The sequence below is a fragment of the Hymenobacter convexus genome, assembly GCF_030580955.1.
In the GTDB taxonomy this organism is placed as follows: Bacteria; Bacteroidota; Bacteroidia; order Cytophagales; family Hymenobacteraceae; genus Hymenobacter.
In genome coordinates this window covers 303,944-325,289 of sequence record NZ_JAUQON010000005.1, presented here as the reverse complement: position 1 = coordinate 325,289, position 21,346 = coordinate 303,944, and the positions used below count along the sequence as shown (strand labels likewise).

The 21,346-nt window shown below is 63.1% G+C and carries 23 protein-coding genes; 17 read left to right on the top strand and 6 right to left on the bottom strand.

The features are described 5' to 3' along the window. Positions 1-123: 123 nt before the first annotated feature. Positions 124-660, top strand: coding sequence for a hypothetical protein (locus tag Q4S41_RS13130; protein WP_305031577.1), 537 nt, complete (start codon positions 124-126; stop codon positions 658-660). A gap of 12 nt (positions 661-672) precedes the next feature. Here Q4S41_RS13130 and Q4S41_RS13125 read toward each other — a convergent pair whose 3' ends face one another. Beyond that, positions 673-1,203, bottom strand: a complete 531-nt coding sequence (locus Q4S41_RS13125) for a hypothetical protein (RefSeq protein ID WP_305031576.1) — start codon at positions 1,201-1,203, stop codon at positions 673-675. A 115-nt stretch (positions 1,204-1,318) separates the two neighbouring features. On the opposite strand from Q4S41_RS13125, the gene Q4S41_RS13120 reads away from it, so the two are divergent. Then, positions 1,319-2,794: an APC family permease gene (locus tag Q4S41_RS13120; protein ID WP_305031575.1), complete on the top strand. Its 1,476-nt coding sequence runs from the start codon at positions 1,319-1,321 to the stop codon at positions 2,792-2,794. A 77-nt stretch (positions 2,795-2,871) separates the two neighbouring features. Here the strand turns inward: Q4S41_RS13120 and Q4S41_RS13115 are convergent, their stop codons facing one another. The 3 genes from Q4S41_RS13115 to Q4S41_RS13105 all read right to left on the bottom strand — a co-directional run bounded on the left by Q4S41_RS13115 (position 2,872) and on the right by Q4S41_RS13105 (position 5,196). Continuing rightward, complete coding sequence (locus Q4S41_RS13115) at positions 2,872-3,591, bottom strand: carboxypeptidase-like regulatory domain-containing protein (RefSeq protein WP_305031574.1); 720 nt, start codon at positions 3,589-3,591, stop codon at positions 2,872-2,874. 258 nt (positions 3,592-3,849) lie between these two features. Continuing rightward, positions 3,850-4,281 (bottom strand): hypothetical protein, encoded by a 432-nt coding sequence (locus tag Q4S41_RS13110; protein ID WP_305031573.1) that lies wholly within the window; start codon positions 4,279-4,281, stop codon positions 3,850-3,852. A 153-nt stretch (positions 4,282-4,434) separates the two neighbouring features. Further along, positions 4,435-5,196: a DUF547 domain-containing protein gene (locus tag Q4S41_RS13105; RefSeq protein ID WP_305031572.1), complete on the bottom strand. Its 762-nt coding sequence runs from the start codon at positions 5,194-5,196 to the stop codon at positions 4,435-4,437. A gap of 354 nt (positions 5,197-5,550) precedes the next feature. Here Q4S41_RS13105 and Q4S41_RS13100 point away from each other — a divergent pair, with 354 nt between their 5' ends. The 4 genes from Q4S41_RS13100 to Q4S41_RS13085 all read left to right on the top strand — a co-directional run bounded on the left by Q4S41_RS13100 (position 5,551) and on the right by Q4S41_RS13085 (position 9,837). Then, entirely contained in the window at positions 5,551-6,885 is a 1,335-nt protein-coding gene (locus Q4S41_RS13100) for an NAD(P)/FAD-dependent oxidoreductase (protein WP_305031571.1), read from the top strand. Positions 6,886-6,954: 69 nt separating this feature from the next. Next, the gene (locus Q4S41_RS13095) at positions 6,955-7,182 is read left to right on the top strand and encodes a hypothetical protein (protein WP_305031570.1); all 228 of its coding nucleotides are present in this window, start codon (positions 6,955-6,957) and stop codon (positions 7,180-7,182) included. A gap of 165 nt (positions 7,183-7,347) precedes the next feature. Then, complete coding sequence (locus tag Q4S41_RS13090) at positions 7,348-8,709, top strand: 4Fe-4S binding protein (protein WP_305031569.1); 1,362 nt, start codon at positions 7,348-7,350, stop codon at positions 8,707-8,709. A 126-nt stretch (positions 8,710-8,835) separates the two neighbouring features. Then, entirely contained in the window at positions 8,836-9,837 is a 1,002-nt protein-coding gene (locus Q4S41_RS13085; protein WP_305031568.1) for a formylglycine-generating enzyme family protein, read from the top strand. A 2-nt stretch (positions 9,838-9,839) separates the two neighbouring features. Here Q4S41_RS13085 and Q4S41_RS13080 read toward each other — a convergent pair whose 3' ends face one another. Beyond that, a complete protein-coding gene (locus Q4S41_RS13080; protein WP_305031567.1) occupies positions 9,840-10,832 on the bottom strand; it encodes an alpha/beta fold hydrolase in 993 nt (330 codons plus the stop codon). Positions 10,833-10,910: 78 nt separating this feature from the next. Then, positions 10,911-11,369 (bottom strand): peroxiredoxin, encoded by a 459-nt coding sequence (locus tag Q4S41_RS13075; RefSeq protein ID WP_305031566.1) that lies wholly within the window; start codon positions 11,367-11,369, stop codon positions 10,911-10,913. A 392-nt stretch (positions 11,370-11,761) separates the two neighbouring features. Between Q4S41_RS13075 and Q4S41_RS13070 the strand changes: the two genes are divergently transcribed. The 11 genes from Q4S41_RS13070 (at position 11,762) to Q4S41_RS13020 (ending at position 21,342) form a co-directional block, all read left to right on the top strand. Next, entirely contained in the window at positions 11,762-12,448 is a 687-nt protein-coding gene (locus tag Q4S41_RS13070; RefSeq protein ID WP_305031565.1) for a hypothetical protein, read from the top strand. Between the two features lie 233 nt (positions 12,449-12,681). Continuing rightward, positions 12,682-12,891, top strand: a complete 210-nt coding sequence (locus Q4S41_RS13065) for a YgaP family membrane protein (protein WP_305031564.1) — start codon at positions 12,682-12,684, stop codon at positions 12,889-12,891. A 50-nt stretch (positions 12,892-12,941) separates the two neighbouring features. After that, a complete protein-coding gene (locus Q4S41_RS13060) occupies positions 12,942-13,247 on the top strand; it encodes a hypothetical protein (RefSeq protein ID WP_305031563.1) in 306 nt (101 codons plus the stop codon). Positions 13,248-13,317: 70 nt separating this feature from the next. After that, positions 13,318-13,776: an Hsp20/alpha crystallin family protein gene (locus Q4S41_RS13055; protein ID WP_305031562.1), complete on the top strand. Its 459-nt coding sequence runs from the start codon at positions 13,318-13,320 to the stop codon at positions 13,774-13,776. Positions 13,777-13,979: 203 nt separating this feature from the next. Continuing rightward, positions 13,980-14,474 (top strand): general stress protein, encoded by a 495-nt coding sequence (locus Q4S41_RS13050; RefSeq protein ID WP_305031561.1) that lies wholly within the window; start codon positions 13,980-13,982, stop codon positions 14,472-14,474. Positions 14,475-14,581: 107 nt separating this feature from the next. Further along, positions 14,582-15,415, top strand: a complete 834-nt coding sequence (locus Q4S41_RS13045; RefSeq protein ID WP_305031560.1) for a universal stress protein — start codon at positions 14,582-14,584, stop codon at positions 15,413-15,415. Positions 15,416-15,444: 29 nt separating this feature from the next. Continuing rightward, entirely contained in the window at positions 15,445-16,398 is a 954-nt protein-coding gene (locus Q4S41_RS13040) for a universal stress protein (RefSeq protein ID WP_305031559.1), read from the top strand. Positions 16,399-16,492: 94 nt separating this feature from the next. Continuing rightward, positions 16,493-16,891: a spore germination protein GerW family protein gene (locus Q4S41_RS13035; protein WP_305031558.1), complete on the top strand. Its 399-nt coding sequence runs from the start codon at positions 16,493-16,495 to the stop codon at positions 16,889-16,891. Between the two features lie 93 nt (positions 16,892-16,984). Then, positions 16,985-18,766 (top strand): ABC transporter ATP-binding protein, encoded by a 1,782-nt coding sequence (locus tag Q4S41_RS13030; RefSeq protein WP_305031557.1) that lies wholly within the window; start codon positions 16,985-16,987, stop codon positions 18,764-18,766. A gap of 12 nt (positions 18,767-18,778) precedes the next feature. Next, complete coding sequence (locus Q4S41_RS13025; RefSeq protein ID WP_305031556.1) at positions 18,779-19,384, top strand: 2,3-bisphosphoglycerate-dependent phosphoglycerate mutase; 606 nt, start codon at positions 18,779-18,781, stop codon at positions 19,382-19,384. A gap of 200 nt (positions 19,385-19,584) precedes the next feature. Beyond that, entirely contained in the window at positions 19,585-21,342 is a 1,758-nt protein-coding gene (locus tag Q4S41_RS13020; protein WP_305031555.1) for a T9SS type A sorting domain-containing protein, read from the top strand. The last annotated feature ends 4 nt before the right edge of the window (positions 21,343-21,346 follow it).

The window sequence follows — 21,346 nt, the reverse complement described above, 5'->3', positions numbered from 1 at the left end:
ATCTCGCGTGCCGAAGTAATTAGTTTCCCGCGGCGAGATGTCTCGGCTGCGCTCGACATGACATTCTACCTGTTCATCGTTTCCCTATCAATAATTCATCGCCAAACCCGTATATTTCGGCTCATGAAGCCTGGGCGCCCGTCATTTCCTTTTTTGCTGCTGGCTGGCATTGTGCTGGTGCTGACGGTGCCCGCCTGCAATCCGTTTGCGCCGGCCCTCGATGAGGTGCCCACCGACCAGAACGCGCTACTCGGCAACCCCGTGACGGTGCGCGGCTTTTTCGACCGCTTCCGGGCGTCGTATCAGTTGCGCGACTCGACGCTTTATGGCCAGCTGCTCTCCCCCAAGTTCAAGTTCACCTACCGCGACTTCGCCGCCAACGTGGACCGGACCTGGACCCGCGACGTGGACGCCAACACCACCTACCGCCTCTTCAAGGCCGCCCGCTCCACCAATTTGCAGTGGACGCAGTACCTGCCCAGCTCCGACACGCTGTCGTCGGACACGCTGGCCAGCGTGGAGCGCTCCTTCCTGCTCACCATTGAGCAGCGCGACGACCAGCGGTTTTCGGGCTCCGGCACCGCGCGCCTCGTGCTGGTGCGCAAGAACCGCAACGACCCCTGGCGCATGCGCAGCTGGTACGACCGCAGCGAGTTCTAGCTGGCTGGGCCGCTAAGGCTGCTTGCGAAACGCAATTATTTTGGAACAGCCGCTGCAATAGAAACTGCTTCCTGCATAAGCGCCGGCGGGCCGGCCGTTGTAGCGGTACTCGACGGTACTGGCGTAGCTAAAACCTTCCGGACAAGTACCCTCGGTCATAGCACCGTAAACGACGCGGGCTTCCACCGTATCGGTATCGGTACGGCTGAGCCGCAGGTAATACGTGAGCGTCTTGTCGCCGCCCGATTGGGGCAGGCCGTAGTCGTTGCCCAGGCCAAAACCCCACACTACTTTTTGGTCAACCAACACGGGCGAGTTGACGCTGTTGAACTTTTGCAGGGTATCGAGTGAAAACACACGGGGAGCAGCAAACCATTCCGCTCCGGTGCGGTCGTCGAGCAAGCTGAAGCGGACAGCGGCCGATGGCCAGGCATTGCCACAGTTCAGTTTTTCTTTCGAGCAGCCGATGGCCAACCCGCCGGTGGCAAGAAGCAACGCTGGCAGCGAAAGCCGGAAAACGGGGACCCAAGCGGATGATTTCATGGCAAAGCCGGTTGGTGAAGGGTTGAGCAGGAGCGCCCTGCTCCGGCCTGAAAGTACTTGCTGGCGCGCGCATTCGGCGCAGCCCTCTATCTTCCCAGCTTCATTCCTTAGATTTATGACCGAACCGCAACCCGACCAGCCGCATTTTAAGCGCGCCATCAATCTTTTCGACGCCATCATGCTCGTCACGGGCAGCATGATTGGCTCGGGTATCTTCATCGTGTCGGGCAACATTGCCCGGCAGGTGGGCAGCGCGGGCTGGCTGCTGGTGGTGTGGCTGCTCACGGGCTTCATCACCATGGCCGGCGCCATCAGCTACGGCGAGCTGGCCAGCATGTTTCCCAAAGTAGGCGGGCAATATGTGTACCTGCGCGAGGCCTTCGGGCGCCTCACGGCCTTCCTGTACGGCTGGACGCTATTTCTCGTCATCCAGACCGGCGTGATTGCGGCGGTGGCCGTGGCCTTTGCCAAGTTCACGGGTGTGCTCGTGCCGTGGTTCAGCGTGAAGCACGTGCTATTCAGCCTGGGCGGGCTCGAATTCAGCACGGTGCAGCTGCTGGCCATCATCCTGATTATCGGCATCACGGCCCTCAACGCGCAGGGCGTGCGCACCGGCAAGCTCATTCAGAACGTGCTGGGCAGCACCAAGCTCATTGCCCTGGCGCTGCTCATCATTTTTGGCATGGCGCTGGGCATTAACCACGAGGCTATTGCGGCCAACTTCCACGACTTGTGGGCGGCCACGCGCTACCCGGCACCCGGCGTGAGCGCGGCGCCGCTGCCCATCAGCGGCGGGGCCTTGCTCATTGCTATCGGCATGGCCATGTCGGGCTCGCTGTTTTCGTCCGATTCATGGAACAACATCGGCTTCGCGGGCGAGGAAATCCAAAACCCCGAGCGCACGCTGGTGCGCAGCATGGCCATCGGCACGGCCATCGTCACGGCGCTTTACATTCTTATCAACGTGGTGTATTTGCTGGTGCTGCCCCTGCACGGCTCGCCCGAGGCCGCTACGCTGGCCGGCCGCGGCATCCAGTATGCCACCGACGACCGGGTGGCTACGGCCGTGGCCGAGTCGATGCTGGGCAAGGGTGGCGCCTACGTGATGGCAGTGCTCATCATGCTCAGCACCTTTGGCGCCAACAACGGCATCATTCTCAGCGGCGCCCGCGCCTACTTCGCCATGGCCAAAGACGGGTTGTTTTTCCCCGGCCTAGCCCGCCTGAACGGGGCCAGCGTACCCGGCCGCGCCCTGTGGGCCCAGTGCCTCTGGGCCTGCCTGCTCTGCCTCAGCGGTTCCTACGGCCAGCTGCTCGATTACGTGATGTTTGCCGTGATTCTGTTCTACGTTGTCACCATCATCGGCATTTTCGTGCTGCGCCGCACCCGGCCCGACGCGCCCCGCCCCTACCGCGCCTGGGGCTACCCGGTGCTGCCGGGCCTGTACGTGCTGCTGGCCAGCGCGTTCTGCGTCATCCTGCTCATCGCACCCGACACGGCCGAGTTTTCGCGCCGGGGCTTGGGACTGGTGGCCTTGGGTATTCCCGTGTACTTTCTGCTGGGCAGGCGCTTTGACAAATCAGCTAATTAAGTCCAATGGCATAAGAACCGCAAAAGGTCCCATTTCCAGTTGAAAATGGGGCCTTTTGCGGTTCTTATGCCTTGATACTAGCGGCGCTTTTTAGCTTTGGCGCGGGGCGTGAGGGTCACGTTCACGGGCTGAGTGCCGCGGCTGTGCACTTCTTCGTCTTCGTAGCCGCCGTAGCCATACACCAGGGTGTTCTCGGCGCCAGCGGGCACGTCCATGGTGTAGTTGCCATTGGCGTCGGTGCTGGTGCCTTTGCTGCTGCCTTTCAGCAGCACGGTAGCCCCCACCAGGGGCTTGCCGTTTTCGTCTTCAATCTTGCCCGACATGGTGACGGACGCGGGCGCGGCTGGGGCGGCGGCCGGTGCCGGCGCGGCCGGAGCTTCTGGGGCGGCTTCGGGCGCGGCTGTGGGGGCTGCCGCGGGCGCAGGAGCTGCGGCAACTGCTGCCGTGGGGGTAGCCGCGCGGGTTGTGGTGGTCTTGGCGGCTTTTGTTTCCCTTACATAAGCGTCTTCGTCATCGACGGCTGGCGCGGTTTTGAGGCCAGCGGCAATGCTGTCTTCCGCCGTGGGCACCTTGGCGGTTACAGCGGCGTCATCGAGCATGAACGAGGGCGTGACGGACGCCAGGCCGGTGCCGTGCCCTTTCGGCAGGGCCACGTAGCCCACCACCAGCGCCAGGATAACACCCACCAGAATGTAAGTCAGGCGGTTATTGCCGCCCGAGGTCACGTCTTCGTCCTGCGCGTCGAGGTTGGGGTCGTAAGGCTGCTCTTCAGGTTTGGGTAAATTTTCCGGATTCATCGGCAAGGGCATCAACTAAGTGGGTGGGAAAAGTAGCAAAACCGCCGCGCTTGCAAATAGCACGGCAAAGGATATGCCCGGCAAGTTAATGATTTAGCACAGTTCCGCGCAGCAGGCCGCCGTTTTTTTGAATTATTCAGGGGTAAGCCGCGAATTTCGCCCCCCCTCGTCGCCCCACAAAAAGCGGGGCCAGCGCCTTCCCGTTAGGAAAAGCGCTGGCCCCGCTTTCGGGCCAGTGGCGCCGGGCGCCACGCCGGCTTATTCGTTGCTGATGGTTTCGCTATTGCCGGCGGGCTTGGCGGGGCCGCTGGGGGCTTCGTCGCCAAAGTTCTGGTCGCGGGTGCGCAGGTTGTGGTCGAGCTCATAGCTGCCTTCCGCCTCGAAGCCGGGGCCCTGGGCCTGCTCGCCGGCGTTGGTGTGGTCGTTGCCGCCCTGGGGGCTGGTTTCAGAGCCGCCGATGTGCAGGTTATCGAGCTGGTCTTTCTGGTTGTCGCGCTGGGTGTAGCCGTTGGCGCCGGTGTTGCGGGCCGCTGTGGGGTCGTTGCTGGCCTTGTTGTTGCTTTGGTCCTGCTGGTATTCCTTCTGTTTTTCCAGCTCTTCGTTTTTCGCGAAATGCTTGTTTTCAGTGATGTCGGCGTTTTCGCCTTCGTTGGGATTGGTGCCGTCGCCGGAAATATTGTCGGGAATCATGGGCTGAAGAATGCGTTGGAAACAATGGGAAGTAATGGGCTTACGCAGCCCTCCCCTTTCCGTTACGCCAAAGGGCGAAGCCAGCAACGGCTTCGCCCTTTGGCGTTGGTCATAGCTCAGTAACGGAGCCGCGCGCGGGCGGCGGCGGGCGGATTATTTCTGGTCGTTCAGGCTCCAGTTGTAGGGGTAATAATCGACGGCGAACCAGGAAGGCACCCGGTTGTCTTTGCGAAACTGATTCACGTAGAACAGACCGGTTTTGCCGCTGGCGCTGAAATCGGCTTCGTACCACTTAAATATTTCGGGCAGCTTCACCGTTTTATCGGCGGGGTTCACCTTCACGTACGTAGGGTCTAGAAGAGCAAAGCGGGCCTGATTGTTGAGCTGCACGAACAGGTCTTTGCCCACGTAGGCGGTGCGGCTCAGGCGCGGGCAGCTGTTGGTGCCGCACACGAGGGCAAAGTGCAGGCGCGGGTCGTCGTAAATCTTGCGCAGCTTGTCGGTTTCAATCTGGTCGAGGGTGAGCAGCTCGCGGCCCACCACCATACGGGTCTTGTTGAAAAAGCCCGGCATGTCCTGCACCGATTCGAGCGGGTAGTTGCGCACAATCTCCCCAATAACGAGGATGTTGTAGGCGTTGAGGTAGAAGGCATATTGGTCGGCGGCCGACGCCTTGGCCACGTCAAATTCCGCGATGCTGGTCAGCAGCTCATCCAGCTGCGCCGAACGGAACTGGATGGTGGCGTAATCTACCTTTCCATCTTTGTTCACAAATTTTTGCAGGAAGGCCGTAGTCTGGGCCGTAATAGCGGTGATGGACGGGCTGCCACCCGCCGCCGAAACCGGGCCGGCGCCGAACCCCAAAACCAACAACACCACCAGCCAGAATTTCCCAAAAGAGCGTAAAGATTTCATCGTATTTGCATGAAAAAGGGGAGTGAGAGATAGATAAACTACTATGCCCCGAAAACCTTGGATTTAGGGAATTTAAAGATTCCCAAATTGAGCCTAATGATGTTTCGAAAAAGCTTAACAGCGATGCAAAAACCCGATTTAGCACCGGATATTTCCAAAAAATAGTCTGGAAATCCTTTCATTCGCCGAGCAAATCCGACCATTCAGGGCCCTAAATCCACCGTTCACCCACCAAATCCATCCATTACCACTTGCTGCCCAGATACCGCCACAGACTGGGTGGCAAACTCTGGCTGGCAGCAGCATTGCACCCGCGGCGCCTACATTTGGCGCGCAGCTTCCCAACCCCTTTTTATGCATCTGGTCATTATCGGCAACGGCATCACGGGCGTCACCTGCGCGCTCACCGTCCGGCGCCTGCGCCCGGATGCCCGCATCACGCTGGTATCGGCCGAAAGTGCGTACCACTACGCCCGCACGGCGCTGATGTACGTGTACATGGGCCACCTGCGCCCGCAGGACATCAAACCCTACGAAGACTGGTTTTGGGCTGAAAACCGGCTGGCCCTGGTGCACGCCACCGCTACCGCCCTGAACACGGCCAAAAACCTGCTCGTGCTCGACAACGGCACCACCCTCGCCTACGACCAGTTGCTTCTGGCCACCGGCTCCGAGAGCCAGCGCTTCGGCTGGCCCGGCCAGCACCTGGCCGGCGTGCAGGGCCTCTACGGCCTGCCCGACTTGGAGGCCATGACCCGCGACACCCACGGCATTGCCCGCGGCGTGGTGGTGGGCGGCGGCCTCATCGGCGTGGAGCTGGCCGAAATGCTTCACTCGCGCGGCATCGAGCCCGTGGTGCTGGTGCGCGACGGCCACTACTGGGCCTCCGTGCTGCCGCCCGAAGAGGCCAACCTGGTGCACCAGCAGTTTGCGCAGAACCGCGTGGAAGTGCACTACCACACGCAATTGCGCGAGATTCTGGGCGACGCCCAGGGCCGCGTGCGGGCCGTGGTGACCACCAAAGGCGAAGAAATTGCCTGCCAATGGGTGGGCCTGGCTACCGGCGTGGCGCCCAATCTCGCGCTGGCCAAATCCTCGGCCGTGGAAACCGACCGGGGCATTCTGGTTGATGAGTTTCTGCGCACCAGCGTGCCCAACGTGTACGCGGCCGGCGACTGCGCCCAGCACCGCCAGCCCGCCGCCGGGGAGGTGCCCATCGAGCAGCTCTGGTACACAGGCCGCATGCAGGGCGAAACCGTGGCGCACACCCTTTGCGGCCAGCCCACGGCCTACCGCCGCGGCGTGTGGTTCAACTCGGCCAAATTCTTCAACCTCGAATACCAGACCTACGGGCAGGCGCCGGCCGGCGCCGCGCCGGGCCTCGACAGCTTTTATTGGGAGCATCCGGCGGCCAGCGTGGCGGTGCGCATCTACTTCCGGGCCGCCGCGCCGCACGCGGTGGTGGGCTTTAACGCCCTGGGCCTGCGTCTGCGCCAGGCCGTGTGCGAGCAATGGATAGCGCAGCGGGCGCCGGTGGCCACCGTGCTGGCCCACCTGGGCGCGGCTAATTTCGACCCTGAGTTTTTCCCCCAGCACGAAGCCGCCGTCGTGGCCGCGTTCAACCGGCAGTTTCCCCAGCAGACCGTGGTACTGGAGCGCCGGAAAGGGCTTTTTTTCAAGGAGAAATGAGCGATGGAGCTTTGCTTCACCTGACTCAACCGCAACGATTTCGCTTTCTTCATCCCTCATTTTCAGCACGTGGATTTTTCCAAGCTATACCGTCCCTCGGCCCTCAACAGCTTCCAGTTCATCGCCCTCACCGGCCTGCTGATGAGCGGTGGCGCGCACCTGATTCTCCACTTTTTTGTGGGTCGCACGCCGACGGGCTTCAACTGGCTCTACGTGTGCTGGACGGCCCTTTATGTCCTCGGCACGCTCCGCAACCTCTTCGGCAAGGCGAATGAGGGGCATCATCACCATCATTGATTTCATGAGGTTGTTCTCTATGACCTGTCATGCTGAGCGCAGCCGAAGCGTCTCTACCGCTTCAGCGCAGCCAATTGAATTACCGCTGCGGTAGAGATACTTCGACAAGCTCAGCATGACGTTCTAGACCTAGAACCCACTTTTCTTATTCTTCGACGCTGCCCCATGAACCCCACCCTCGTCACGCCTCCCCTGCCCGCCACCACACCCGCCGAAAAGCTCACCTTGGCCGTAGTGGCCGGCGGCCTGCTGGCGCTGCTGCTAGCATTGGCCGATGCTGACCCCGGCCGCCAACACCTGTGGTTCTACGCGGCGCTGGCGCTGGTGAGCGTCGGCACGCTGGCGTGGAGCTGGCTGAAATTCGGCGCGCATCCGGCCGGCGTGCGGCAAGACAACCTGTGGCTGCGCGCCAGCACCAGCCGCGGCGCTGTGGCCTGGGTGACGGGCCTGGTGCTCACGGGTTTCTACGTGGCGCTGTACTGGTTCAGTGGCGACGATGGCCACGGCCATTTTGGCGTGCTCGACCACCTTGTGCACCCGCTCGATGGCTTCAGCCAGGCCCTGCGGGGCCGGCCGGCCGACCAGTGGTTTCTCTACGGCACCTTCTACACGCTGGCCGTGCTGCTGATGGGCGCCCGGGCGCTGTGGAAGTACCGGCAGTCGCGCTACCAGCTCATTCGCACGGCGTCGGTGATGTTTTTCCAGCTGGGCTTTGCGTTTTTGATTCCCGGCGTGCTGCTGTTTTTTCAGCAGCCCGAGTTTTATTTCAGCTACTTCTGGCCGCTGAAATACGACTACCTGTTTCCGGGCACAGTCACTTCGCTGGTCAAAAACGGCGGTTTGGGCGTGTTCATGGTATTTTGGGGCGCGGCGATGTCGTTCATCGCCACGCCGGTGCTCACCTACTTTTTTGGCAAGCGCTGGTACTGCTCGTGGGTGTGCGGCTGCGGCGGGCTGGCCGAAACCGCCGGCGACCCCTACCGCCAGCTTTCCGACAAAAGCCGTGCCGCCTGGCGCTGGGAAGTACGGCTGATTTACCCCATTCTGGCCCTCATCGTGGCCATTACGGCGCTGCTGTGGGTGCATTTTGCCACCGGCGGCACGCTGCTGGGCGAGGCCGGCGCCGTGGCCGCCAAGTGGTACGGGTTTGCCATCGGCTCGGTGTTTTCGGGCGTGATTGGGGTAGGTTTTTACCCCATCCTGGGCTCGCGGGTGTGGTGCCGCTTCGGCTGCCCCATGGCGGCCTACCTGGGTTTGCTGCAAAAGCACTTCTCCCGCTTCCGCATCAGCACCAACGGGGGCCAATGCATCTCGTGCGGCAACTGCTCCAACGTGTGCGAAATGGGCATCGACGTGAAGCAGTACGCCCAGCGCGGCGAGCCCATCATCCGGGCCGCCTGCGTGGGCTGTGGACTGTGCAGCACCGCCTGCCCGCGCGGCGTGCTCAACCTGGAGAACGGGCCGCGTGAAGGGCGCTACCAGGCGTCGCCGCTCATTCATGCCGATTCGCTGCGGATATTGAGCTAGGCGCTGCTAACGGAATTATCCGGCTATATTATGAGAGAATTTTCTACCAGCCCTTTCTTGCGCAGACCTCGGTTTGCTTGGGCGCCAATGGGTGGGCTTGCTGCTGCCTTGAGCCTCGCAGGTTGTATGACCGTTCCGCCGTCAAGTTCCTATCCCGGGCTTTACAGCACCACGACGGGCCTGCAGAATTTATCGCCAGAAATGAACAGGCGCAGTTCCGACCTGCGCGACTACAACGTTCTTTCCTACCAGCTTGCCTCAACCTGCAAGGACACCTCGCAAGTGGTCAAGGGCGACTGGAGCGCGTTGAAATCGGTGCCACATGCCGCTCCCATCGGCATGCCGGGTTGCCTTCTCCTCACGAAGGATGGACTGGGAATTGACGAATCGGAAGTGCCGAATATTGAGTGGAAACGCTACCAGTTGCGTTTGGCAGCCCTTGGCCGAAGCATTGCGGATACGCAACCGGCGGCGGCTTCCCTGCCGGTTCCCGATTATTTCGCCAACTCTTTTTACGACTTTTACCCCGTTGTTGGCATCAGCTACGAGCAAGCTATTGCTTTTTGCCAGTGGCGCGGCCAAGCCATCGAAGAAGCACTCAACAAAGGCAAACCGGCCCTGTCCGATTCAAAATCGCCGGCTTACGTTGCGGTAGAATGCCGTTTGCCAACCGAAGCGGAGTGGGAAAAGGCGGCGCTGGCCGGCCGGGGCCAGCCCTACGGCAGCCGGTGCACCGAAGCACCCGTCAAGGTGAATCCCAAAGCGGCGGCTTACCTGAAGCTGCGCTCCGGCAGTACCGAGTCCGTTGAGAAGATTGAGGCCGATATTGAAGCCTACGATAAGCGCAAGCCGGTACGGTCTTTCATCGTCTGCAACCAGCCCGACCCTTATTTTTTGCAGCAAGCCACCCCAGCCTATGTCTTCCAAACGCCTTCTAACGACTACCAGGTTTTTCACCTTTTGGGCAACGTTTCGGAGATGATGCAGCAACGGGGTATTAGCAGAGGCGGCAGCTACCGCGACCCGTTATCGGCCTGCACTGTAGCGGCCCGCGGTACTTACGATGGCCCGGCGCCGACTATCGGCTTTCGCTGTGTGCTCCGCGCCACTTACCCCAATCAGCGCTGAGCTTACCCCAAAAAAGCCAGCAGCACCTTATAAAACTCCGCCGGCGCCTCAAGGTGCGGAATGTGGCCCACGTTGGGCAGCTCCACCAGCTTGGCGCCTTTAATTTGAGCGGCGGTGCGGCGGCCCAGGGCCGGGTACTGGCCCATTTTGGCCAGCGTTTTCGGGTCCTTTATCAGGCCTTTGCCCACCACGGTGCGGTCGGCTTGGCCGATGATGAGCAGCGTGGGCACGGCCACGCGGCCAAATTCGTAGCTCACGGGTTGCTGGAAAATCATGTCGTAGGTCAGGGCGTTGGCGCGGGCCACTTTGGCGAAATCGGGGCTGCGGGTTTGGGCGGCCAGGGGCAGCAGCCACTGGTCGTGCGCCGCCGGGTAGCCGTTGGGGTAATACGTCGCGTGGTACTTGCGGATGCTGGCCTCGGTGCTTTTGAGCTCGGTGGCTTCGGCCTGCGCCACGGGCTGGAAAGGCACGCCCACGCGGTAGTCTTCCAGGCCAATAGGGTTTTCGAGCACCAGCTTTTCGGTGGTTTCGGGGTACATCAGGGCGAAGCGCGTGGCCAACATGCCGCCCATGCTATGGCCTACAACGACGGCCTTTTTCACGCCCAGCGTGTCGAGCAGCTGCCTGGTATTGCGCGCCAGCTGGTGGAAGGAATAGTGAATATCGGCCTTGTTGGACTTGCCGAAGCCAATCTGGTCGGGCACCACCACGCGGAAGCCCGCCGCCGCCAGCGTCCGGATGGTTTCGCGCCAGTACGCCCCGAAGAAGTTTTTGCCGTGCAGCAGCACCACGGTGCGGCCGTTGGCTTTGGCCGTGGGCACCACGTCCATGTACGCCATGCGCAAGGCCTGCCCTTCGATTTTCAATGGCAGCATTTTGACTGGAAACGGGTACTCGTAGCCGTCTAGGATGGCATTGAGCGGGGCCGTTTGGGCTTGGGCATGCGTGGCCGCCAACAGCAGCGGAAGCAATAGAAACAGCAGAAAACGGGGCATAAGCAGTGCCATCGCAGATTGTTAGGTTAATCGTCGGTATCCTTCGCAGCGCCCACGATGCCAATGATTACTTACGCTTTAGGCGGACAACCCGGCCAGCACCTTCTTCGCATTGCTCACGTGGTCGGTGGCGCCGCTCAATGAGTTGAAGATGTATTGAATAACCCCTTCTTTGTCAATCACAAACGTGACGCGGCCGGGCAACAGGCCCAGCAAAGCGCGCGGCACTTCATACAGTTTCCGCACCTGCCCGTCGGTATCGGCCAGCAGTTCGAAGGGCAGGCGGTGCTTCTGGGTGAATTTCTGGTGCGAGGCCTCGCTGTCGGAGCTCACGCCCACCACTTCGGCGCCGAGGTCCTTGAAATCCTCGTACTGGTCGCGGAACGAACAGGCTTCGGCCGTGCAGCCGGGCGTGTCGTCTTTGGGGTAGAAATACAAGACAATTGATTTTTGTCCCCGATAGCTGGACAGGCTAAAAGTGCTTCCATTACCTGTTTTCAAAGAAAATTCAGGGGCTTTGTCTCCTATTTTGAGCATCGGTTTTGAGAGTTAAAGGGGTATTGTTACGAGGAAGTGGTTGTTCCCTGTAACGACCTGTGCCACAAACGGCTGTTCGGGCAGACTATTCGTGGCAATGTATTTTGAGGATTGAAATAGCTGAGCGCTACCGCAAGTAGACAGCCAACACCGCCAGTCTGTTCAGGTATACGCGCTTTCCACAAAAAGGCACCGCTGCGATGGCGGTGCTTTTTGCGCGGCATGGCGAAGCAGGTTTGCCCCTGCTAAACTGGTTCCCGGCCATGAACTACGTCAGGCGTTGCCATGATATTGCTCATTTTCTGGTGGTATGGCGCCGACGAATTTTGGCATACTGGGCTACGAGCAGTTCGTTGTCGTCTCGCTCTACCAGGTCTAAATTTTTTCTGGCCATGCGTTCGCAACGTTGGTTACCCTGGCTGCTGGCCTTGGCATTGGTGGGCTGCGAAAACCGCTTACGCCAGGAAAAAACCGGCGAGCCCAGCCGAGAAGTCCCCGTGGCGTCCACCCTGCCCACCGACACAAGCCATCAAGCCCGGCTGCCCCTGCCGCCCGCGCTGCCGCTCGATACAGAAATCGCGCCCACCTGGAGGCGCCTCCGAACGGCCCTGCGCCGACACGATGCGGCGCAGCTCAACCAGTTCCTCGACCCAAAGCTGGGCCTGTGGGTGCTGGAGGATGGCGACACGGGCCTGACAATTACCCGGGTAGCGGCGGGAACCGCATTCCAGCGGGCCTATGCCCGGGTGCCCGTGCCAAACCTTGACCGCCAGGCCTGTGCCACGCTGCTGGCCGTGACGGCGTTTCCGGAAGTTGATTGCGGCGACCGGGTGAGCGGGCGCTCGGGGTTTGCGCGGGATGGCTGCTTTGCCGGCCCGGCCACTGATTTCCAGGCGCTGGATATCTGGCCCCGCGCCCGGCTGCGGGGCGGCACGGCGGCCCAGGGCCGCGTGGCGCAGGCGCGGGTGGCGCGCACGGTGCTGCATACCGGCAGCGGCTTCCGGTTTCACTTTGCTCAGGCGCCGGGCGGGCGCTGGCACCTGGTGTTCGTCGACCTGCGCCCGCCGTGCATAAGCTGAAGCGGGGGGCCGGTGGGGCCGCGGGCTCCATGACCAGAATCAGGGGCAACCCTGATTGGCATCATGCCCGATGGCCGGTGGCTTTCAGACCTTTGGCCTGTTCTCCCCGGGCCGGATTCCCGGCCCGCACCACGGTATTTGGGCCTGCCGATGACTGGCGGCATGGCGGAGCAACTCGGCGCGCCTACGACGGGCCGCACCGGGCTCATCATGCACCTAAGCCTTTTTCACTCATGCGACAAAACGTTGGTTCCTTTGACCGGATGCTGCGCATTCTGCTTGCGGTCATCCTTGTGGGCGTGCTGTTGCAGCAGCAACGCACCGGCACGGCGCTTTACCTGTGGCTGGGGGTGGCGGCCGTGCTGCTCGGCACGGGCACCTTCGGGTATTGCCCCCTCTACGGCTTGCTGGGCGTCAGCACCCGCCGGGCCCTGCCGAGCTGAGGCACTCATGCGCCCCCGGAATACAGTTTTCCACCTTCTTCCGCTGTTTTATGAAAACATCTGTGCATCCACCGCGCCCGCGGAAACCGGCCCTCGTGCAGTGGTCGGCTTTCGGGGCAAGCATCCTGGCCGGGCTCACGGCGGGGGTGCTCTGGGCCCCGGCTTCGGGCCGCCACTCCCGCACGCGGCTCGCCGCCGGCTTCCGCGACTGGTCGCATCCCGTGGCCGGCCGCTGGAACCTGTGGAAGCCCTGGCCGCTGGCCTGCCCCGCCCGGCACCGGTTGCCCGCCGCGGCACACCCCGCCCCGGCTCCCGACCTCTCGATGCAGCCCAACCGCCTGCTTACCGAGGACTAAGACCGGAAATCCCGAAGCCCGGGCTGTACCAATCCATCCTTTTTTTCCAACCATTCTTTTTTCAAACGTCATGAACACGCTGCAAAAATTTCAGGACCCCATTTTTGACATTATGCCGACCACGTTCAGCACCATGCTGGACCGCTTTTTCAACGATACGGTGGCCACGCGCAACCAGCTGACGGCTTTCTCGCCCAAAGTGGACACCTACGAGACGGACAAAAGCTACGACATCGAAGCCGCCTTGCCGGGCCTGAAGCAGGACGACATCAAGGTCAATTTCGACCAGGGCATACTCACGATTTCGGGCGAGCGCAAGTTCGAGAAGGAAACCAACGGCCGCCAGTACCACCGCGTGGAAAGCTCCTACGGCTCGTTCACGCGCTCGTTCCAGCTGCCCAACGCCGCCGACCCCGGCAAGATTGACGCCTCCTTCGACAACGGGGTGCTGCACATCCACGTGCCCAAAAACGGCCACCAGCCCACGCAGCACCAGATTCCAATTCACGCCGGGCACAACGGCAAGTAGCCGCCTGCGGACGGGCCGCTCCAACGGCGGCCCGCCCCAGGGCAGGCGCCGGAACCCGGCTTTTGCCTCCACTTTTCCTTTCCAGCTATGAAAAAGTATGGGCGGTGGTCTGAACGCCAGGGGTGCGACGGCTTGGAATTGTCGCACGGCCCCGGTTTAGGCCACCGCCCGGCTTTTTTCTTGTCAATACTCACTTTCTCGCTATGAAACGCAACGAAACCGTGGTGGCCGTGTACGACACCCACCAGGCGGCCGAATCGGCCGTGAGAGAACTCCAGCAGGACGGCTACGACATGCGTAAGCTGTCCATCATCGGGGCCGACTACCAGACCGAGGAAAAGGTGCTGGGCTTCTACACCACCGGCCAGCGCATGAAGTCGTGGGGCGGCGTGGGGGCGTTTTGGGGCAGCATCTGGGGCATGCTGCTGGGGTCGGCCCTGTTCATTTTGCCCGGCATGGGGCCGCTGCTGATGGCCGGGCCGGTGGTGCTGACGCTGGTGAGCGCCCTGGAAGGCGCGCTGGTGGTGGGCGGCGCGAGTGCTTTGGTGGCCGCACTGGTGGGCTTGGGCATTCCGGAGCACGCGGCCCTGCACTACGAAGTGGAGCTCAAGGCCGGGAAATTCCTGCTGCTGGCCCACGGCACCGCGGCCGAGGTGGAGCACGCCCGCGAGCTGCTGCAGCAGCCCGTGGAGGCCTGAGTGACTGACGCTTCCCCACCCACAGGTGGCCAGGTCAGGGCCGGAAATGGCCCGACGAATTCTTACCCGTCATCCGCCGAAAGCCCTTCGGCTCCCCCCCCATTGCCATGAAACCGGCCTTTATCGTGCTCACCGACCTGACGGAGGCCGCCAATGTGGCCCTCGCCTACACCACCCGGCTGGCCGCGCGCCTGCACGGCCGCCTGGTGCTGCTGCACGTGTACCTGAACATCGACCCGCTGCGCGACCCCGAGGAATTCATCCTCACCACGGCCACCGAGCTGGCGGGGCGCCAACGCATCCAGGCCGACCTGCAGCGGCAGGCCCGGCAGCTGCCGGTGCCCACCGAAACGGAGCTCTCCATTGAGCCGCTGGCCACGGCGGTGGCCCGGGCCGTGGCCCTGCACCACCCGCAGCTGCTGGCCCTGGGCCGGGCCAAGCCGCGCACCCTGCTCGACCGCCTGCTGCCCCACGAAGCCGCGCCCGTGCTGCAAGCCGCAGGCTTTCCCATGCTGCTGGTGCCCGAAGGGTGGACCGAAACCGAGCTGCCCCTGCGCGTGATGGTGGCCGCCGACGGGCACCCGTTTGCGCTGAGCCCGCCCGCGCTGGCCCTGCACGAGCTGCTGGCCTCGTTGCAGGCGTCGGTTTCGGTGGTGCACGTGGCCCCGGCAGCCCACGGCCCTTCGCGCGGCGAGCAGGCCCTGGAATCGGTGCGGCACACGCACTTGTTTGGCCCGCTTGCCAACAACAGCCTCTACGAAGTGCGCGAGGAAACCCCGGCCGATGGCATCCTCCACGCCGCGGGCGAGGTGCGGGCCCAGCTGCTGGTGCTGCTGGCGCGGCCGCACACCTTTCTCGGCGGGCTGTTTCATCGCAGCGTGACGGCGCAGGTGCTGCGGCGCAGCCCCGTGCCGGTGCTGGTGCTGCCCACCCTCTCCTGATTGTGGTTGAACCCTTAACTTTTTGTCTTATGTCTACGCCTGTAAAGTTTCGCCGGCCCCGGTTGCGGCCCGCAGAGCCCGTTGCGGCAAAAACCCCTTCGCCGACGCTGATTGTCCTGACGAGTTTTTTCCCGGAAAGCCGCCGGGCCCTGCGGTTTACCGCCGAGCTGGCCGACCACCTGGCCAGTACGCTGGTCCTGCTGCACGTCGACGAGCTGGCCGCCCGCTACCCCGACATTCCGCTGCAAGCCACGCCCGCCGAAGTCCGCGAGCTGCGCCAGGATTTGCAGCCGCTCGCCGATGAGCTGCACCGCCCCGTCGCCATCGAGCTGGCCACGGGGCCCCTGAACCGCGTGTTGCCCGACATGGCCCGGCGCCACGCCCCGGCGCTGTTTGTGCTGGGCCGGAGCGCCGACGAGGACGCCGATTCCGAACTGAACCAAGCCATTGTGGACGAGTTGCGCGCGGCGCACCTTCCCCTGCTGCTGGTGCCCGAAATATACGCCGGGCCCGACCTGCCCCAGCACTTGGCCGTGGCCACCGACGACGAGCCCTTCGCGCTGCATGCCGGGGCGCGGGCCGCCCAACTCCTGCTGCGGCGCCTATTGCCCAGCCAGGTGACGGTGGTGACCGCCTCGCCCATTCAGGACGACAGCGTGTGCACCGCCGCGCTGCACCACGTGCGCACGAGTGGCCTGCTGCCGGAAGCCACGCCCGTGCCCACCGTGGAAGGTTTTTACGCCACCCAAACCGAACAGGGGCTGCTGCATGCCATTGCCAGCACCGAGGCCGATTGGCTGGTGCTGCTGGCGCGCCCGCGCCGCTTCCTCGACCAGCTGCTGCACCACAGCATCACCCGGCGCATGCTGCGCTGGAGCCCGGTGCCGGTGCTGGTGGTGCCCAGCCGCGCGGCCCGGTCGCGGGCCCCCAGGCGGCCCGGCAAACTGAACACCAACAGGTTAGAAAACGACCTGCTCATCTAACGCAGGAGCCACACGCCGATGCGGCATCCGGCCAGTTCTTCACTCCTGCCGCCATTCCCCTTAACCCAGGCCTTCCTTTCTGTTCTTTCCAATAATGACTCCAACCGCCCCCACCGCCCCCACTATGCCGCTGCCGGCACCAGTCCCGGCCGCCGCCCCTACGCTGGCCGAGCGCTTGGCCCAAATCCTGAGCAACTCCGTCACGGCCCGCACCGTGTACGGCGAGGCCGTGTCGCACGACGGCGTGACGGTGATTCCCGTAGCGCGGGCGGCGTACGGCTTCGGCGGGGGCAGCGGCACCGGGCCCAACGCGCAGGGCGGCTACGGGGGCGGCGGGGGCGTCAGCCTCACGCCCGTGGGCTTCATCGAATTGAAGGAAGGCCGCAGCCGCTTCCGGCCCATCCGGCGGTCGGTGGTGCCGCTGGTGGCCGTGAGCGGCGTGCTGGCGCTGTTGCTGCTGCGCAGCGTGCCAATGCTGCTGAAAAACCGCTAGTCGCGCGGCGGGCTAGGTTTAGGAGCCGGCCGCTGGTGGCCTTTCAGGCAGCGCGTTATCCTTTCACAAACCTGTTGGCCTGGCCCTGTCGCCATGAGCATCTGGCAAATTATCCGGCGCCTGTTTCCCTACGTGCGGCCCTACCGGGCGCTGGTGGCGGCCACGCTGCTGCTCACGCTGCTGGGCGCCCTCACGGCCCAGGTGAACCCCTTCGTGCTGCGCTACACCGTGGACACGGTGCAGCGCCTGCTGCACGAGCACCGCGGGCTGGCGGCGGGTTTTCCGCTGCTGCTGGGCATCAGCGGGATTTTGCTGGGCAAGGAGGTGATTAGCGCCGCGCTGGACTTTGGGCAAAGCTATTTCGGCGAGGAAATCCGGGTGTACGTGTCGAGCGCGCTGAGCCAGGACGCGGTGCGGCGCATTTTGTCGTACCGGCTGGGGTTTTACGCGGCAGGCAGCAACCAAACCGGCCGCCTCCAGACCCGCCTCGACAAGGGCGTGGACGCGCTGATGAAGCTGGTGCAGGACCTGTTTATCGATATTTTCCCGCTGCTGGCCAACGCGGCGGTGTCGCTGGTGGTCATGTTCGGGGCCAGCTGGCGGGTGGGGCTGGTGGCGCTGGCCGTGCTGCCGGTGTACTTCGGGCTGAGCTACCGGCAGGCCCTGCAGCTCAGCGGCGTGCGGCGCGCCATGCGCCACCTAAAGGAAGACAAAAACCACGGCTTGCTCAACCTCATGGACTCGGCGGTGGTCATCAAAAGCTTCGTGCGCGAGGGCTACGAGGAGGAAAAGCAGAACCACCTGCAACAGGAGCTGCGCGACACGCAGCTGCGCATGCGCAAAACCAACTTTCTCTACAACGGCCTCAAGTCCTTGGTGGAGCAGCTGGGCGTGGTGGCCGTGGTGGTGCTCACGGCCTACCTCGTGCTAGGCGGCGAGCTGTCCATTGGGGCCATCATGTTCAACATCATGCTGTTTCACAACGTGTCGGCGCCTATTCAGCAGCTGCACCGCATGTACGACGAACTGAACGAGGTGCACACCTATTCCGAAGCCTTTTTCGAGATGCTGGACGCGCCCGGTGCCGTGGAGCCCAGCGGCCCGGTGCAGCCCACGCACCTGCGCGGCACCTTTGAGCTGCGCCACGTCGACTTCAGCTACCCCAGCGGCACGCAGGCCCTGTACGACGTGAGCCTGACCATTGAGGCCGGCCGCACTACCGCCCTCATGGGCCTGAGCGGGGCCGGCAAGAGCACGGTGGTGAACCTGCTCTGCAAATTCTACGAGCCCCAGGGCGGGGAAATCTTGCTCGATGGCCGCCCGCTGACCGACTACGATACCCACGCCCTGCGCGAGCACATGGGCTTGGTGCTCCAGAAAAACCACATTTTCAAGGGTACCGTGGAGGAAAACATCCGCTACGGCAACCTGCACGCCACCGCCGAGCAGGTGCGGGACGCCGCCCGCCAGGCCCACCTGCACGACCAGCTGGCGCTGCTCCCCAACGGCTACCAGACCGACGCCCAGCAGCTCTCGGGCGGCCAGCAGCAGCGCATCGCCATTGCCCGGCTGTTTCTGAAAAACCCGCCCATCATTTTTCTCGACGAGCCCACCGCCAGCCTCGACGCCGTGACCACCGAGCAAATTAAGGCCAGCCTCGACGCCCTGAAGCAGGGCCGCACGGTGGTCATCATCTCGCACAGCCTCTCCCAGATTGTGGACGCCGACCGCACCTACGTGCTGGAGCAGGGCCGCGTGGTGGAAAACGGCGTCCACCAGGAATTGTACGAGCAGGGCGGCGCCTACCGGCGCATTTTTGATGCCTCGGCCCGCAGCCTCAACCTGGAAAAGCTGGCCCAAACCCTCACCTTCTAAGGCCTCATTACCATGCCCCTCCTCGTGCTTGTGCGCCACGGCCAGTCCGAAGCCAACCTGGCCAACGTCTTCACCGGCTGGCTCGATGTGCCGCTCACGTCCCAGGGCGAAGAAGAGGCCCGCGCCGCCGGCCGCAAGCTGCGCGGCCTGCACTTCGACGTCGCTTTCTGTTCCACGCTGGGCCGCTCGTTTCACACGCTGGAGCTGATGCTGGAAGAAATCGGCCAGCTCACGATTCCCGTGTACGCTTCCGATGCGCTGCGGGAGCGCATGTACGGGGCCCTGCAGGGCCACAACAAGCTGGAAGCCATGCACGAATACGGCGCCGAGCAAGTGGCCCGCTGGCGCCGCAGCTACGACGAGGCGCCCCCCGCCGGCGAGTCGCTGCACCAGACTCTTGACCGGGTGGTGAGCTACTACCACGACGTGCTGCTGCCCAGCCTCGAAGCCGGCCGCAACCTGCTGGTGGTGTCGCACGGCAACACGCTCCGCGCCCTGCGCATGAAGCTCGACGGCCTGAGCGTGGCCCAGGTCGAAGCGCTGGAGATTCCCACCGGTGCCATCCGGGTGTATGAGCTGACGCCCGCGCTGGCTATTCAGGCCGTGCGCGACTTGTAGCAGAACTGCAGACCGAAACTACCCGGAACTGCAAGGGTGGCATAAAAGGCGCATGACGACGGCGTAAAGCCCACGCCTGTTTTCTGCTTCAATGAGCGGCAGTACTTGGCCAGGCGAAGAATGCAGGCTACCGGGCAGGCGAGAGCCCACCCTTCTTGCCTAACCTATTTTCTGTTTTCAAGACTTTATGCCACAAGGCCATGAACTCGTCTTTACCACTGCTATTTCGCCGAGGCTGCTGCTGGATTATACCAGGGCTGTTGTTGCTGCTGCTGCTACTTTGTGCGGGCAATGCGCGGGCGCAGGCCCCCACTTGGCAATCGGCGGTGGCGGCCAGTGGCGCCCAGGTATACGCGGTGGCGGCGGACGCCGGCGGCAATGTGTACCTGGCCGGCAGCTTCGGTTCCTCGGCTACTTTCGGCAACATTACCCTGACCGGGGGACAGCAGGGGGATATTTTTGTGGCCAAATGGAGCGAAACGGCCGGCCGCTTCCTCTGGGCCCAGCAAGCCGGGGGCATCGGCAACGACTGGGCAACCGGAATCGCGGTGAGTGGTAATTCGGTATTTATCGTGGGCGATTTTACCAGTCCCACCATCAGATTCGGCGCCGGCACCCTCACCAATACCAACTCCACCCTCCCAACCGCCGATGTATTTGTGGCCAAGCTGACGGATGCGGGCACTACCGCCAGCTTTACCTGGGCCCGGCAGGCCGGCGGCTTCGGCGTCGACTTCGCCACCGACGTAGCCGTGAGTGGCAGTAGCATATACTTCACGGGGTATTATGAAAGCAGCACGATGACCTTTGGCAGCAACGTTATACTCAACCCGATGACACCCGGCGTAACCAGCACCGACCTCTTCGTGGCCAAGCTGACCGATGCGGGCAGCACCGGCACTTTCGACTGGGTGCGCGGCGCGGGCGGCGTCAGCAACGAGGTTGCTTACAGCATAGCCACCGCTGGCTCCAGCGTGTACGTAGTGGGCTATTTCACCAGTGTTGGCATCAACCTGGGAACGACGCTCTTCAACACGCAGGTGGGGTCCGAAGACGGTTTTGTTGCTAAACTCGACACCTCGGGCAGCTTTATCTGGGCCCTCCGCATTGGCGGGACGGGTTCTGAAAGTCCGATGGCCGTGGCGGCCAGCGGCAATGACGTTTTCGTGGCCGGTATGTTCACCAGCACCCCGGCCCTGTTTGGCAGCACTACGCTGGCCCTGTTTGGCAGCACTACGCTGGCCCCGGTCGGTGGCCCGCCCGATGCGTTTGTGGCCAAGGTAACGGATGCCGGAACGAGCGCCGCCTTTGCCTGGAGCCAGTGGGCGGGCGGCCCCGGCATCGACACACCTCGCGCCATTGCCGCAATTGGCACGGACGTGTACGTGACGGGCTATTTTAACAGCCCCACGGCCAGCTTTGGGGGTACTACTCTGGTGAACGTAGCACCGCCGGGCACAACGGCCAACGATATTTTCGTTGGCAAGCTAACCGGCACCGGCAACTTCGTGGGGGCCGTCCAGGCCGGCAGTCCAGCCAACGATTACGCGTACGACATTGCCACGAATGGCTCCACCGTCTACATCGCCGATAACACGGCCTTGCCTGCTGCCTTCGGCTCCACTATCCTGCAAGGGGGCAGCGACGCGGGCTTCCTGGCTTCGCTGAGCACTTCCGTCCTGGCCACGACCGAGCCAAGCCCGGTCGCCGAGCTGCTGCTGTACCCAAACCCCGCCCACAAAAGCACGACGGTAGTGGTGCCCGCCTTAGCTGGCCAGGGCAATGGGGTGCTCACCCTGACGGATGGCGTGGGGCGAATATTAGCTCAGCACCATACGGGGCCGACAGCGGCGGGACTGCGCTACACGCTGCCGCTTGATGGCCTCAGCCCGGGCCTGTACCTGCTGCGGGTGCAAACCGAACACGGCCAGTTGGTGCGCCAGCTTGTTGTTGAATAGCGAT